The sequence below is a fragment of the Algoriphagus sp. oki45 genome (assembly GCF_036245605.1).
In the GTDB taxonomy this organism is placed as follows: Bacteria; Bacteroidota; Bacteroidia; order Cytophagales; family Cyclobacteriaceae; genus Algoriphagus.
Genome location: NZ_BTPC01000001.1, coordinates 763654 through 778790 on the forward strand (window position 1 = coordinate 763654; position 15137 = coordinate 778790).

General features: G+C 43.5%; 13 protein-coding genes. 6 read left to right on the top strand and 7 right to left on the bottom strand.

The features are described from left to right. Positions 1–24 precede the first annotated feature (24 nt). A complete protein-coding gene (locus AAA942_RS03385; protein WP_338218825.1) occupies positions 25–960 on the top strand; it encodes a ThuA domain-containing protein in 936 nt (311 codons plus the stop codon). Here the strand turns inward: AAA942_RS03385 and AAA942_RS03390 are convergent. Beyond that, positions 957–2204: an NAD(P)/FAD-dependent oxidoreductase gene (locus AAA942_RS03390; RefSeq protein ID WP_338218826.1), complete on the bottom strand. Its 1248-nt coding sequence runs from the start codon at positions 2202–2204 to the stop codon at positions 957–959. The genes AAA942_RS03385 and AAA942_RS03390 overlap by 4 nt on opposite strands. 179 nt (positions 2205–2383) lie before the next feature. On the opposite strand from AAA942_RS03390, the gene AAA942_RS03395 reads away from it, so the two are divergent. The 5 genes from AAA942_RS03395 to dprA all read left to right on the top strand — a co-directional run bounded on the left by AAA942_RS03395 (position 2384) and on the right by dprA (position 8173). Continuing rightward, entirely contained in the window at positions 2384–3598 is a 1215-nt protein-coding gene (locus tag AAA942_RS03395; protein ID WP_338218827.1) for a serine hydrolase domain-containing protein, read from the top strand. 433 nt (positions 3599–4031) lie between these two features. Continuing rightward, positions 4032–5822, top strand: coding sequence for a DEAD/DEAH box helicase (locus AAA942_RS03400; RefSeq protein WP_338218828.1), 1791 nt, complete (start codon positions 4032–4034; stop codon positions 5820–5822). A gap of 78 nt (positions 5823–5900) precedes the next feature. Beyond that, entirely contained in the window at positions 5901–6605 is a 705-nt protein-coding gene (locus AAA942_RS03405; RefSeq protein WP_338218829.1) for a 16S rRNA (uracil(1498)-N(3))-methyltransferase, read from the top strand. A gap of 115 nt (positions 6606–6720) precedes the next feature. Beyond that, positions 6721–7074 carry a MerR family transcriptional regulator gene (locus tag AAA942_RS03410; protein WP_338218830.1) on the top strand — a complete coding sequence of 118 codons (354 nt, stop codon included), beginning with the start codon at positions 6721–6723 and terminating at the stop codon, positions 7072–7074. Further along, a complete protein-coding gene (gene dprA, locus AAA942_RS03415) occupies positions 7046–8173 on the top strand; it encodes a DNA-processing protein DprA (RefSeq protein ID WP_338218831.1) in 1128 nt (375 codons plus the stop codon). The genes AAA942_RS03410 and dprA overlap by 29 nt, the downstream gene beginning before the upstream one ends. A 12-nt stretch (positions 8174–8185) precedes the next feature. Here the strand turns inward: dprA and AAA942_RS03420 are convergent, their stop codons facing one another. The 6 genes from AAA942_RS03420 to AAA942_RS03445 form a co-directional block, all read right to left on the bottom strand. Then, entirely contained in the window at positions 8186–8788 is a 603-nt protein-coding gene (locus tag AAA942_RS03420; protein WP_338218832.1) for a Uma2 family endonuclease, read from the bottom strand. A 41-nt stretch (positions 8789–8829) separates the two neighbouring features. Continuing rightward, entirely contained in the window at positions 8830–9381 is a 552-nt protein-coding gene (locus AAA942_RS03425; RefSeq protein ID WP_338218833.1) for a PepSY domain-containing protein, read from the bottom strand. 3 nt (positions 9382–9384) lie between these two features. Next, the gene (locus tag AAA942_RS03430; protein ID WP_338218834.1) at positions 9385–10236 is read right to left on the bottom strand and encodes a hydroxymethylglutaryl-CoA lyase; all 852 of its coding nucleotides are present in this window, start codon (positions 10234–10236) and stop codon (positions 9385–9387) included. A gap of 132 nt (positions 10237–10368) precedes the next feature. After that, positions 10369–11319, bottom strand: coding sequence for a methylenetetrahydrofolate reductase [NAD(P)H] (gene metF / locus AAA942_RS03435; RefSeq protein WP_338218835.1), 951 nt, complete (start codon positions 11317–11319; stop codon positions 10369–10371). After that, positions 11316–14018 (bottom strand): methionine synthase, encoded by a 2703-nt coding sequence (gene metH / locus AAA942_RS03440; RefSeq protein ID WP_338218836.1) that lies wholly within the window; start codon positions 14016–14018, stop codon positions 11316–11318. The genes metF and metH overlap by 4 nt, the downstream gene beginning before the upstream one ends. Continuing rightward, on the bottom strand, positions 14011–15066 hold the full coding sequence (locus tag AAA942_RS03445) for a homocysteine S-methyltransferase family protein (protein WP_338218837.1): 1056 nt from the start codon (positions 15064–15066) through the stop codon (positions 14011–14013). Before AAA942_RS03445 ends, metH begins: the two co-directional genes overlap by 8 nt. Positions 15067–15137 lie beyond the last annotated feature (71 nt).

Genomic DNA, 15137 nt, shown 5'->3' on the forward strand with positions numbered 1-15137 from the left:
TCCAACCACTAATCCAATAAACCCATGATCAGAGCCATTATCTACGGAATCGTTTTCCTGTTTTCGTTTCAGTTTGTCAGTGCACAAAGCCTACCTGAGGTAACTTTGGATGAGGCTTGGAAGCAGAAAATCAGTGATTTGGCTCCCGAAAAACCCACCTTTCCTGGTACCAAAAAGAAGAAGGTTTTGGTCTTTTCATTGCATACCGGGTTCAATCACTGGGTAAGACCTCATACCGAAGAAGTAGTTAAAATTCTCGGGGAAAAGAGTGGTGCTTTCGAGGTAATCGGCAGCAGAGATATCGAATACATGGAATTGAAAAATCTCAAAAAGTTTGATGTACTCGTTTTGAACAATACCAATTCAAAGCCTGATAAGCGCAATCTTTTTTGGGATGAGTTGAAAATACAATCTTATGGTGACTCCGCAGCCACCATGAAAAAAGCGCTGGAACTGGAGGAAAATATCCGAAAGTACGTAGCAGGAGGCGGAGGATTACTGGTTCTTCACGGAGGAAATACCATCCTGAATAACTCCATGGATTTCAGTCGGCTTTTAGGAGGCAGTTTTGATTATCATCCTCCTCAGCAGGCTTTTCAGGTGAGATTGGAGAATCCCAATCACCCTATGGTTCAGGCTTTTTCACCTGAAGGATTCAATCACGTAGACGAACCCTACTTTTACAAAAATGCCTACGAAGAAGGTGATTTCACGCCTTTACTTTATTTCAATAATTCCGAAATAAAAAATCAGAGAAAAGGATCAGAAAAAACCGACGGCAAAACCTATGTAGCTTGGATCAGACCGGAAGGTAAAGGAAAAGTCATGTATGCCTCTCCCTCCCACAATGCGCAGAGTTACGATAATCCTCAACTGCTCCAATTCCTCCTCGATGGGATGCAATATGTGGCGGGAGATGTGACGTGTGATGAAACTCCGATTGGGAAAATCAATCCTTAGTGAGTGGGTGCGAAAGAATGAATCACTGCTTCCGCTGCGATCCTTCCAGAAGTCATCCCCGCATTGATGGAAGCATTGAGCAAGTAGTCCCCTGCCAGATAAACTTGGTCGGTGATTTTGCACTCAGTAAAAGGAATCGAATATTTCAAATCATCCACATGGGGCAAGGCATAGGAAATCGGGAAAGCTTTGACAAATTTGAAATACTCGCCCTTGATGCCGGAGACTTCTTCCAATTCATCCTGAACAGCCTTGATCAGCTCTTTCTCACCCAATTTGCTTTCCAAAACAGTGACGGAAAGCAGGGATCGTCCATTCTCAGCGTAAGCTTTGGACACATCATCCATAAATACGATATTATTCACCAACCGTTCACCGGTCAATAATCCGATCATTGGGCGGGCCAAGAATGATTTCTGGAGAGAAAAATACAGATTCATGACCTTTCTTGGTGCGCCAAATTGTCCCTGAAGCTGCTTCATCACCCGATCGGGCTGGACTGCAATAATAATTCTGTCCGCCTCAAGTTTATCCCCATTTTCCATTTCAATGACATTTCCATGAATTTCTTTGACCGGAGAGTTGAAGTAAATCTGGGTTTTGCTTAACTGTCTTCGAATCATTTTTGGGATTTCTCCCATCCCCTTTTCGGGTATCGCCGCATGGCCAAGAGCAAACATCTTAAATACAAACTCAAACATCCTTGAGGAAGTGTTCAGGTGTCTTTCGAGGAAAATTCCTCTGAAAAAAGGCTTGAAGAAATTATCAATAATCAGGTCTGAAAAACCAAAATTCTTCAAATACTTATGCGTGGGAATAGAAGGGGAATTAAAAATCTCCTCATTGCTCTTCTTTTTCAGTTCTTGAGTCAGCGTAAACATTTTCACTTTATCAAGGAAAGTCCCCACCTTGGAGAAGGCCATGCTGACCACTTTTAGGGGATTTCTCATTGGATCGGTGATGATAAAAGAGTCTTTCCCGTCAAAAATCACCGCTCCCGGATCAAATGTCTTAAGGTTCAAGGCCTGAAAATCAAGATATCGTTTCGCTTCGGGATAGGCTGTATTCAGCACTTGAAAGCCATGGTCCATCAAAAAGCCATCCTCTGCATCAGTCTTCATCCTGCCTCCCACTTCTCCTGTGGATTCGAGGATAATAGGACTAAAATCGGCCTTTTCCAGCTCAAGGGCAGCAATCAAACCTGAAATTCCAGCACCAACGATGTAAATTTTCTGATCTTCCATGTGTTAAGTTTCTAGAGGCGAAAATATAAAAGCTTCCTTTCTATTGAAAAATAAATAGAATTTGCTCTTTTAACTTATCAGCAAGCAAAGGGTTTAAATCCAAAAATCAATCAACAAATTGATCAGTGGTTCTGAATTGAAAAATGGATTTCCTAAAATCGCAGACTAGTCCACCACCCATGAAAAAACTTATTCTCACCCTCTCGCTCATCGGATCACTTTCTCCCCTCTTTTCTCAGGTTTATTTCCCTGAAAAAAACAAATGGGAAACCAAATCCCCGGAAGAATTGGGATTGGATGGGGCCAAAATCAAAGAAGCTATTGCTTTTGCAGAAGCACATGAAAGCACAGCAAATCCCAATCTGAAAATCGCCCATTACGAAAGTGCTTTTGGAAGAGAACCCTTTGGCTATCCTGTTGGACCTATGAAAACACGGGGTCTCGCCACAGGATTAATCATTTACAAAGGATATGTAGTAGGGCAATGGGGCGATCCATCCCGGGTGGATTTGACTTTCAGCGTGGCAAAAAGCTTCCTTTCCACCACTGCCGGTCTGGCTTTGGAAGAAGGGTTGATTCAAAACGAAATGGATTTGGTCTATCCTTACATGGCTCCGATATACCCCTATGATCCAGTCAAGTCTATGATGAACAAGGCAGATCATTTGGAAGAAGATGATGTTTTTGACCTTTTTGCTACAGAGCATAACCGGAAAATCCGCTGGGATGACCTGCTGAGACAAACTTCCGATTGGGAAGGAACTCTTTGGGGCAAACCAGACTGGGCAGACCGACCGGCAGAAGGAGTCGCACAGAAAAGAGCCAGAGCCCAAAACGAACCGGGAAGCCAATATGAATACAATGACACTCGGGTCAATGTCCTTGCATTAGCACTATTAAATGTTTGGAGAAAACCTTTGCCTGCCGTTTTAAAGGAAAAAATCATGGATCCGATCGGGGCAAGCGATACCTGGAGATGGACAGGATATGAAAATTCCTTTGTCATCTTGGATGGGCAGATCATTCAATCCGTCAGCGGGGGTTCCCACTGGGGTGGAGGGATGATGCTTTCTGCTTGGGATCAGGCCCGATTTGGGTATCTGACTTTGAGAAACGGAAATTGGAATGGAAAACAACTGATTCCTGAATCCTGGATAGAAAAATCCCGTACCCCTACTCCAGCCCAGCCGGATTATGGATTCATGAATTATTTCTTGAACTATGACCAAAAGCAAGTCCTTGCCGCTCCCAAATCTGCCTTCCTGCATATCGGCGCAGGTACGAATATGATTTATGTAGATCAGGAAAATGATTTGGTCGTTGTGGCAAGATGGATTCCAAACGGAGACAAAGCAGAACTGGTCCGGTTGATTTTGGAGAGTTTGAAAAAATGATTGGAGTCTGATGACGGATGACCGATTTCCGATGAATGAGATCCAGGAAGAAAGGAAGTGGATGATCGGGAACCTTCTGTAAGGGAATGAAGCGATTTGGGGCAAGAAAGAGAATCCTTGCCCTCCTTCAATCCTTTGATTTCAAAAAAACTGAGATAAAAAGAAGAGTTTTTGCAAAATTTTATTCTGAAATAGGCCAAAGAGTATTTATGGGAAAAGGGCTGTTTAGAACAAACTCTCCAAATAATTATCGCTTTTTCTTCCATATTTTTAAAGAATCTTCTAAAAACTTTAGAATCTTACTTGGTTTCCAAAAAATCTTTGTCTACTTTTGCATCGTCAATTTTGACAGAGCATTTTTCTGAGCCGTGAATCCTTACTGTCGCTTGTCTGGGATTTAGGAAACATGGCAAGAAAAGTAAGGACAACATTCATGGAAAACACAATCAAATTCTCAGACCTGGGGATTTCAGAAGAAATCTTGCGGGCAGTGGAAGAAATGGGTTATACCCAACCTTCCCCCATTCAATCACAAGCTATTCCTTTCGTATTAGAAGGTCGCGATGTCATCGGACAAGCGCAGACCGGAACAGGAAAGACTGCGGCATTTGCAATCCCTATTATCGACTTGGTCGATCCGGATTTCAACAAGCCTCAGGCAATTATCCTTTGCCCAACCCGCGAACTTGCGGTACAGGTAGAAGGAGAAATCCAAAAGCTAGCTAAGTATCACAAGAAAATTTCATCTGTAGCCATCTACGGAGGTGAATCTATCGACAAGCAGATTCGCACTTTGAAGAAAGGCGTTCAGATCGTGGTAGGTACTCCGGGCCGAGTTCAGGATCATATCAACCGAGGAACTTTGAGGCTGGAAGATGCCGGAATCATTGTTTTGGATGAGGCTGATGAAATGTTGGATATGGGTTTCAGAGACGACATCGAAGCTATCCTTCAGGAGATGCCAGAGGAAAGACAAACCGTCTTCTTCTCTGCCACTATGGCCAAGCCAATCATGGACTTGACCAGAAAATATCAGACAGAGCCCGAAATCATCAAAGTCGCTAAAAACGAGCTTACCGTTTCCAAAATCGAGCAGGTTTACTACGAAGTGAAGCCTTCCTTAAAAATGGAATTGATGGCTCGATTGATGAACATCAATAATTATGCGCTCAGTGTAGTCTTCTGCAATACCAAAAGAATGACTGATGAGGTCACTGAAGCTTTGGGAAGCAGAGGAATCGTAGCCGAAGCACTTCATGGAGATCTTTCTCAGGCTCAGCGTGACAAGGTAATGAGCAAGTTTAGAAAAGGACTTTGCACAGTATTGGTTGCAACTGACGTAGCTGCAAGAGGAATCGATGTAGACAACGTGGAAGCGGTATTCAACTTTGATATTCCCCTGGACGAAGAATATTACGTACACCGAATCGGTAGAACCGGTCGTGCTGGCAAATCCGGAACGGCAATCACATTTATCACGGGTCGTCGTGAGTTCATGAAGCTTAGAGATTTGGAGCGCTATACCAAGGCTACGATCACTAAGATGACCCCTCCTTCTGTTTCTGAATTGGTGGAATTGAAGAAAGCCCAATTGGTGAAGGATGTGTACAGGGTACTGAGCAAGGAAGAAGACAATAAAATTTTCGAATCCACTTTGGGACAGATGCTGGCAGAAGGTCTTACTCCTGAGCAAGTTTCTCTCGGCCTAATGAAAATGGTCATGGGAGATGCCGTGAAGGAATTGAAAGATCAGGATTTCGGAATCGAGACTTCCTACGGAGACAGAAGAAGAGACGATCGTCGCGAAGGTGGCAGAGAAGGTCGATTCAGTGATCGTAGAGAAGGCGGCAGAGACCGATTTGGTCGAGGAGATCGATTTGAAAGAGGCCCTAGAAGCGGTGGAGACCGATTTGAAAGAGGAAGCCGATTCAGTGATAGAAAAGAAGGCGGAAGATTTGGCGTAGGAGCAGAAAGAACCCGGGATGCAAACATGGCCCGACTGTTTTTGAACTTAGGTAAAAAAGACAGAATCCGTCCAAACGATATCGTAGGTGCGATTGCCGGTGAAACTGGAGTTCCAGGAAAAAGCATTGGCGGCATCGACATATTTGACAATTTCTCTTTTGTGGATGTACCTCAGAAAGATGCGGATCACGTAATCCGAGTGATGAAGAACAACACCATCAAAGGGAAAACAGTAAACATGGAAATCTCAAAAGGTTAATAAGGTTATAGGTTAATTTGGTTTAAAGCACATTCTCTGAGAGAATGTGCTTTTTTTGTATCCAGAAAGTAAACGTCCATGCAGCTCTTTTTCCAGGAAAATATCACCGAACCCATTACTCACCTCAATGAAGAGGAATCCAAGCACCTAATCAGAGTACTGCGAAAACAACAAGGAGACCAGCTGAATCTCACAGATGGCAAAGGGACCCTTTACCAAGGGGTAATTTTGGAATCCCACCCAAAAAAGGCCAGCATTCAAATCACAGGAAAAACCGAGGTGGAAAAAGATGGTTTCCATATTCATTTGGCCATAGCCCCTACCAAAAGTCCTGACCGCATGGAATGGATGGTGGAGAAAATCACCGAAATCGGCTTTCATGAATTGACCTTGCTCGATTGCAAAAACTCGGAAAGGACTCACCTCAAAACCGATCGCCTGGAAAAGAAAATCATCTCCGCCTGTAAACAAAGTCTGAAACTTCGTATTCCTGAGCTCCATCCTACGATCAAATTTTCTTCTTTTCTATCTTCTCCTAAATTGGAAGAATATTATAAATTCATCGCATACGTGGACGAAAACCACAGAAATCACTTGCTAGACTTGGCCAAGCCAGGAGGAAAATATTTGATTTTGATCGGTCCAGAGGGAGATTTTGATCCCACAGAAATCAAAGAGGCGAAAAATATGGGATTTCAACCGGTGTCTTTGGGAAAAAGCCGATTGAGAACAGAAACAGCAGGATTGGCAGCAGTCCAAATGCTCCAAGTACTAAATCGCTAAAAGCGAACGTTTTTTCCCTTGAGCACTTGAAGTCAAACTTGAAGTAAACAGGGATTTTCTTACTTTAGAGTATTCAAGAACTTTTGAGATAGTTTAGGTTAAAATTTTCACTGCCGTGCCATACAAAGAGCGAGAAATCGAAAAGAAATATTATTCAATTGGTGAAGTGGCTGATCAATTTAAAGTTGCACCATCTCTGATTCGCTATTGGGAAGGGGAATTTGACATCATTCGGCCCAAGAAAGACAAAAAAGGCAATCGAAGGTACACCAAAGATGATATCCAGAAGATTCGGTATGTTTATCACTTAGTCAAAGAGAAAGGATATACCCTACAAGGAGCGCAGGAGGTCATAGCCTCAGGAAGGGATCAGGGATTTGACAAGGTGGCTGCTGTTCAGAAGCTTCAGGAAATACGAGACTTTTTAATCAATATGAAGCATGAACTCCAAGCCAGAAAAGGATCATGAGAATCTGAGATATCACCTGGCTTTAGCTCTGGCGCCAAAAATCGGCCCCACCGTCTTCAAGGCCATTTTAGCTTACAGTGGTTCGCCAAAAGCTTTTTTTGAACTCGGAAAAGGAAAAGCATCCAAAATTCCAAGGGTAGGTCAAAAGTTACTCGAGATACAAAAGCAAGGCGACCAATTATTGAGGAATGCTGATGAGGTCATTTCTTCCTGTTCCAAAAAGGGATACGATATACTGATCTCTACTTCTCCTGATTTCCCCCAAAGATTAAAGCCCATAGAAGATAGTCCTGTGATTCTCTTTTCCCAAGGAAAAGGGACCTTGAATTTTGAAAGAAGCATAGGCATCGTCGGCACCAGAAGTGCAACTCCTTATGGTAAATCCATCACTCGAAAGATTGTGGAAGATCTCCTTCCCTATCAGCCAGTTATCATTTCAGGTTTAGCCTATGGAATTGACATTGAGGCCCATCGGGCAGCACTGCAAACTGGCCTGCCCACCATTGCGATTATGGGTAGTCCACTCAATCAGATCTATCCTGCCGCACATAAAAACACCGCTCTTCAACTTCAAGAAACGGGCAATTTGATCAGTGAATATGCTCCGGGAAGCAAAATGATACCGGGAAATTTCCCTGCACGAAACCGGATTATTGCCGGACTTTCCGATGCGCTGATTGTGGTTGAAGCAGCCGAGAAAGGCGGAGCGTTGATTACAGCTGAAATTGCCTACAGCTATGACAAGGAAGTTTTTGCGGTACCGGGTAACCTCCAATCTACCTTTTCAGAAGGCTGTAATCAGTTGATCAAAAAGATGAAAGCAAGCATTTATACCGGGCCCGGAGATATTGCCGAGGCTCTTTTTTGGAGTAAACCCGGTGAGGAAAAGGTCAAAAAGCCGAATTTGGACTTAAGTGAAAGAGATGAGGAAGAAAAGAAGATATTGACTCACCTTCAAGAAAAAGGAGAATCTGAAATAGACATGATTTCCTATTCCACAGAAATTCCTTTAGGAATTCTGTCTTCGAAGTTACTTTCTCTTGAATTTGCGGGAATTGTTAAGTCTCTTCCCGGTAAAAAATTTAAACTTCTCGTATAGCTGATTCTTTTTTTATTTTTCAAAAATCTCAGACAAATTAAGCCTAAATCCCTCAACCCATTTGGATTCAACTTCGTCCCCTGAAGTGTAGAGGTGAGAGGGCTGATATTTACCATTGATAAGGGTATAAATCAAAAGAGTCTGCTCATTCGGATGAATAATCCAATATTCTTTGACCCCTGATTCCTCATAAACTTCATATTTCAGCTTAAGCTCTTTTCGATTGTTTCCCGGTGAAAGAATTTCTACCACCAAATCCGGGGCTCCGATGCAACCTGCTTCATCCAATTTGCTTTCGTCACAGATGACACAAAGATCAGGTTGCAAGACTGTGTCGATATCTTTGTTTTTTATGGACTTTACGGGGAGTCTGACATCAAAGGGAGCATGAAAAACCTGGCATTTTTTACTTTTAAGATGCTCATGAAGTAGATAAGTCAATCTGACAGAAACCTTCTGATGACTCATACCAGGAGCAGCAGCAGCCCATTTGTAAGCTTTGCCCCGGATCAACTCCATCATATCATTGATTTTCCAAGTCAGATAATCTGCATAGGAATAGAGCCCATATTCCAGGTCTGGTTCATTTACGGTATGTAGCTTTTCCTTTTCCACACTAAAATTTAAAGATTTTCAAATGAAAAATCACAGGGTACTTAATTCGCTTTCATCTTTCTAATCTTTTTTGGATAATACCACATATAAAATCCGCTGATTGCTAAAAAAATCAAGCCAATGGATATCAAAGTAGAATAGGTCAGCTTCGCACCCTCATCTCCAGTAGTATAATAGTCGATGATACTTCCATCATGCACCTTTTCAATCCAATCCGAGTGACGGGTTCCAATGGACAATACCTCCCCTGAAAATCCATCTACCTGAATCTCAGTAAAATGAGTTTTGAAGGTGACTTTGGCCGTCCCTTTATCGGGTCGGATATCGATTCGGTCTACCTCAGAGTCTCTTCCCAGCTTTTTCATTTCCTCATCTCCGATTTTCACCATTTCCGAAGGCAATATCCAGGTTCCCTGCTCCACTTTGGTACTTAAGGTGGGAGGAAGAAGCTCGGCTTTCTTTTTCCAAGCCAACAAAATCGATGTGATACCAATGAGCAGAAAAAACAGCAGCAAGGGTATCCCGATCCATTTGTGAACACGACGATACCAACGGAGTGATTTGACTTTGGATTGGATAGAAGAATCACTCATGGATCAAGAATTGAATACAAATTTGGCCAATTTCATGGCCTCTTGAAGTTCTGATTTATTGAGTCCCAAGTCAAAGCCTTCATTCTCAAGGGCAGGAATCATAAGTTCGGTAGCCATATTACCCACCAAATCATCTTTGGCCATAGGACATCCGCCAAAACCCATCAATGCTCCGTCAAATCGTCTACAACCTCCTTTAATTCCAGCCCATACCTTTTCTCCTACCGATTCTGGCCTACTGTGGAGGTGGGCACCAAATTCGATCTGAGGAAAAGCCTGAGTCTGCACCTCAAAAAGCTGGGTGATCAATTCAGGAGTCGCTACTCCGATAGTATCCGAAAGGGAAACAGTTTCGATTTGAAGCTGAGAAAGTTTTTCCACGAACTCAGCAATTAATTCTGGGGAATAGGGATCCCCGTAAGGATTCCCAAATCCCATACTCAGATAAACAACCTGTTTTTTCCCTTTGACTTCGCAAAGGTTTTGAATTGCTTCTACTGTCCTTAATGCATCAGTAATACTTGCATTGGTATTTCGCTGCTGGAAGGTTTCTGAAACGGATAAGGGAAATCCCAAGAAATCAATTTCTGAAAAATGAAGAGCATCCTCAGCACCTCTGACATTGGCCACAATGGCCAAAAGCTTGGATTGGGCTTTGTGCAAATCCAGCATTTCCAAGACTTTGGCCGTGTCGCGCATCTGAGGAATGGCTTTGGGACTTACAAAACTCCCAAAATCAATCGTATCAAAACCTACTTCGAGAAGCTGATTGATGTATGCAGCTTTGATAGCTGTGTCTATAAAATCAGGGATTCCCTGCATTGCATCCCGAGGACATTCGACGAGTTTAATCATGCCTAAATATAGCCAGTACTAAGGAATTGAAGACAAAAATTGGAAGAATGGTCGAAGAACTAAGGATGTCCAAAATTTCGAATGTCATTTAAAAAGAAAATCCTTTGAGGTCTTAAAAAAACCTCAAAAGATTTAAAATACCTCCTTGGCAATCTTGTAAGTGGCATCCGCCTTACTCATCGTGTAGAAATGAAGACTGGGCACACCTGCATTGATCAACTCCCGGGATTGCTGAATCGCCCACTCGATGCCCACTTCTTTCACTTCTCCGTTGGTTTTGCATTTTTCCAATTCGTCCATCAAAGCATCAGGTAGATCCAGGAAAAAAGTTCTCGGCAGCATGGTAATCTGGCCCAAAGTAGTGATCGGTTTGATCCCAGGAATAATGGGAACCGCAATTCCTGCTTCCCTTACTTTGTCCACAAAATCAAAGTATTTCTTATTGTCAAAAAACATCTGCGTGACGATATACTCTGCACCTTTATCCACTTTTTCCTTCAATTGCTTAAGGTCAAATCTGAGACTTGGAGCTTCAAAATGTTTCTCCGGATATCCTGCCACCCCTATGCAAAAGTCTGTGTGGAAATTGTTTTCTGTTTCCTCGTGTAGGTATTTTCCCTGATTCATCCGGACAATCTGCTCCACCAATTCACTGGCGAAACTATGGCCTTCCCGCTCAGGCGCAAACTTTTCTCCCTTAGGCGCATCTCCTCTCAACGCAAGGACATTTTCCACCCCGATAAAATTGAGATCAATCAGCGCATTTTCTGTTTCTTCTTTGGTAAATCCACCGCAAAGGAGGTGAGGCACTGCATCAACCTGAAATCTGTTCATAATTGCTGCGCAAATCCCCACAGTACCGGGACGCTTTTTGGTGCTGACTTTCTCCAAAAGCCCATTCGGATGCTTTTTGTAAATAAATTCTTCCCGATGATAAGTTACATCCACAAAAGGAGGCTTGAACTCCATCAATGGTTCAATCCCTTCCAGAAGTTCTTTAAGGCTTTGTCCTTTGAGAGGAGGAAGAATTTCGAAAGAAAATAAAGTGCTTTTTGCGCTTTTTAGATGCTCAGTGATCTTCATAAGGTTTGATTCGCAAGTATAGTGGATGGCGTATAGGCCAAATTGGGTGAAAGAAGGCGCTCGGCTTGTTCCAGGGAAATTCCTTTTCGCATTGCATAGCTGGCGACTTGATCTTCGGCGATTTTTCCCAAGCCAAAATACTTAGACTCGGGATGGCCAAAATAAAATCCTGATACCGAGCTGGTAGGATACATGGCATAGCTGGAAGTCAAGGTGATACCAATTGATTTTTCCAAATCCAAAAGACGGGCAATCGTTTCCTTCTCAGAATGCTCCGGACAGGCAGGATATCCGGGCGCAGGACGAATTCCCGGATATTCTTCCCGAATCAGAGAATCGTTGTCCAAGACCTCTTCCTTGGAATACCCCCAGTATTCTTTTCTAACCAGTTCGTGAACATATTCAGCAGAAGCTTCTGCTAATCGATCCGCCAAAGCCTTAAAAAGGATATCATTGTAATCGTCCCCTGCAGCTTGGAATTCAGCTAATTTAGTTTCCATACCCAAGCCAGCTGTAACTGCAAAGCATCCCAGATAATCTGTTTTTTCGGGATGGAGATAGTCTGCGAGCGATCGGTTGGGAACTCCCTTTCCTTTTTTGCCTTGCTGACGCAAAAAGTGGAATTGACCCAGCTTCAAATTGGCATCATTGGGTTCGAAGACTACTGCATCATCTCCCTTCCGCTCCACAGGATAAAGCCCGAAAACTGCCTTGGCATGCAGCCACTTTTCTTCAATGATCCTGTCCAGCATAACTTGGGCATCTTGAAAGAGCTTTTGGGCTTCTGTTCCCACTATTGGGTCTTCCAAAATCTTGGGATATTTCCCACTCAGCATCCAAGTACTGAAGAAAGGAGTCCAATCGATATATTTTCTCAGCATACTCAAATCCAACACCTCTAAAATCGTTTTTCCTAACACCTTTGGCCTTACCTGCTCAAAAGAAGTCCAATCTATCGCCACGGGATTGGCTTTAGCCTCTTCGTAGCTAACCATTTGTTTGATGGACTGTTTGGCTTCGTGTTCTTCTCTTAGCTGACGATAGGTCTCTTTGATTTGGAGACGGTAAGCCTCACGGGTCTCTTCAGAAATTGCCTCACCTGCTATCGGCACAGATTTACTTGCATCAGTCACATGAACCACCGTGCCTGAGTAAACCGGGTCGATTTTGACTGCCGTGTGGATTCTGGATGTGGTCGCACCTCCGATAAGAAGCGGAATCTGCAAACCTTGACGTTCCATTTCCGAGGCCACATTGACCATCTCATCAAGAGATGGAGTAATCAACCCACTCAATCCAATGATATCCACCTTGTTTTTGATGGCTTCATCAATGATTTTCTGAGCGTCTACCATCACCCCCAAATCAATAATTTGGTAGCTGTTACATGCCAAAACGACTCCAACGATGTTTTTACCAATATCGTGAACATCTCCTTTTACTGTTGCCAAAAGGATTTTCTTCAAGGAAGAAGCTTCCTGACCCTCTTCAGGCAAAGGCATAAAGGGCTCAAGGTAAGCCACCGCTTTTTTCATTACACGGGCGGACTTGACCACTTGGGGAAGGAACATTTTCCCTTCTCCAAAAAGATCCCCGACCACATTCATCCCGTCCATCAAAGGTCCTTCGATGACTTTGAGCGGATTGACCAATTCCAGTCTGGCAGCTTCCGTGTCTTCGATGATGTAGTCCAAAATCCCCTTGACCAATGCATGCTCAATCCTTTTGGCTACCGGATCAGATCTCCAAGCTTCATTGACGACTTCCTTCTTATCGGCTGACTTGACTGTTTCGGCAAAATCCAGCAAACGCTCTGTTGCATCTGACCTTCGGTCAAATAGAACATCCTCTACCCTTTCCAGGAGATCCTTGGGAATGTCATCATATACTTCCAGCATGGTCGGGTTGACAATTCCCATATCCATACCATGATGTATAGCATGGTAGAGAAATGCAGCATGCATGGCCTCACGAACCCGATCATTTCCTCTGAAGGAAAAAGAAACATTGGACACCCCCCCACTCACTTTGGCGCCGGGAAGATTTTCCTTGATCCATTTTGTGGCCAAAAAGAAATCAAGTGCATTGCGTCGATGCTCTTCCATGCCGGTAGCAACCGGGAAAATATTCGGGTCGAAAATGATATCCTGAGGATTGAAATTGACCTGATCCACCAAAACCCGATAACTACACTCGCATATCTCTATTCGGCGATTATATGTATCTGCCTGACCTTTTTCGTCAAACGCCATAACAACCACCGCCGCCCCAAACTTCTTAATGGTCTTTGCCTGATGCACAAATTCCTCTTCTCCGTTTTTAAGGGAAATCGAATTGACAATCCCTTTTCCCTGCACACACTTCAATCCTGCCAAAATGATACTCCATTTGGAGCTATCGATCATGATGGGAATACGGCTGATTTCCGGTTCCGAAGCGATCAGGTTGAGGAAACGGGTCATGGCGTATTCTCCATCCAGCATGCCCTCATCCATGCATACGTCCAAGACTTGAGCACCGCCTCTGACTTGATCCAAGGCGATATCCAGGGCCTCATCGTATTTTCCATTCAAAATGAGCCGAGCAAACTTTTTGGAGCCGGTGACATTGGTCCGCTCGCCGATATTGACAAAGTTGATGTTAGGGGTGAAAACCAAAGGTTCCAGTCCCGACAATTTCATGTAGTTCTGCTTAGGCATTGCTTTCCTCCTCTTCCAATTCTTCTTCGATTTTTCTAGGCTGAAATTCTGTAGCCATTTTTGCAAGAGCACGAATATGGTCAGGTGTTGTACCACAGCATCCTCCCAAAATATTGAGCATTCCTTCTTTCAAAAAATCCCTGACCTGATCGGCCATTTCATTCGCTCCCTGATCGTATGCGCCAAATTCATTTGGCAAGCCTGCATTCGGATAGGCAGAAACATAGAAAGGTGCTTTTTGGGAAAGCACTTTCAAATAAGGTCTTAATTCTTTTGCTCCCAGCGCGCAATTTAAGCCTACCGATAGCAAGGGAACATGGGAAACAGAAATCAAAAAGGCCTCTGTGGTCTGTCCCGAGAGCGTTCTCCCGGAAGCATCCGTGATGGTCCCTGAAATCATAATCGGAATCCCCCCTTCTCTAGGGTCTAGCGGGATATTCCTTTCTTCATACACTTCCTGCACAGCATAAAGCGCTGCTTTTGCATTGAGCGTATCAAATATAGTCTCGATCAAAATGATATCTGCCCCACCATCCAACAGTCCTCGGACCTGCTCTGAATAAGCTTCAGCAAGTTGGTCAAAAGTAATCGCCCGATACCCGGGATCGTTGACATCAGGTGATATAGAAGCAGTCCGGTTTGTAGGCCCCATGGCTCCGGCTACAAATCGGGGTTTGGAGGAATCCAGTGCTGTAAACTCTTCAGCTACTTCCCTTGCGATTTTTGCTGATTCAAAATTGATCGCATATGCCAAATGAGGCAGTGAATAATCTTCCTGAGCGATGGTAGTACCGGAAAAAGTATTGGTCTCAATGATATCAGCACCAGCTTCCAGGTATTCTCTATGGATGGCTTTGATGATATCAGGTCTGCTTAATGAAAGGAGATCATTGTTCCCTTTCAAAGGTTTGGGGTGATCGGCCAGTTGGGGATTTCTGAAATCATTTTCATCCAGCTTATAGCGCTGAATCATTGTGCCCATCGCACCATCCAATATTAGGATTCGCTTTTCAATCGCTTGGAGTAGGACTTCGGTTCGGTTTTGCATGGTAATAGGTTCTTCAAATCAAAAAGCAAATCGAGCAAAACACGGAGAAAAGTACGGAGAGGTATTCTTTT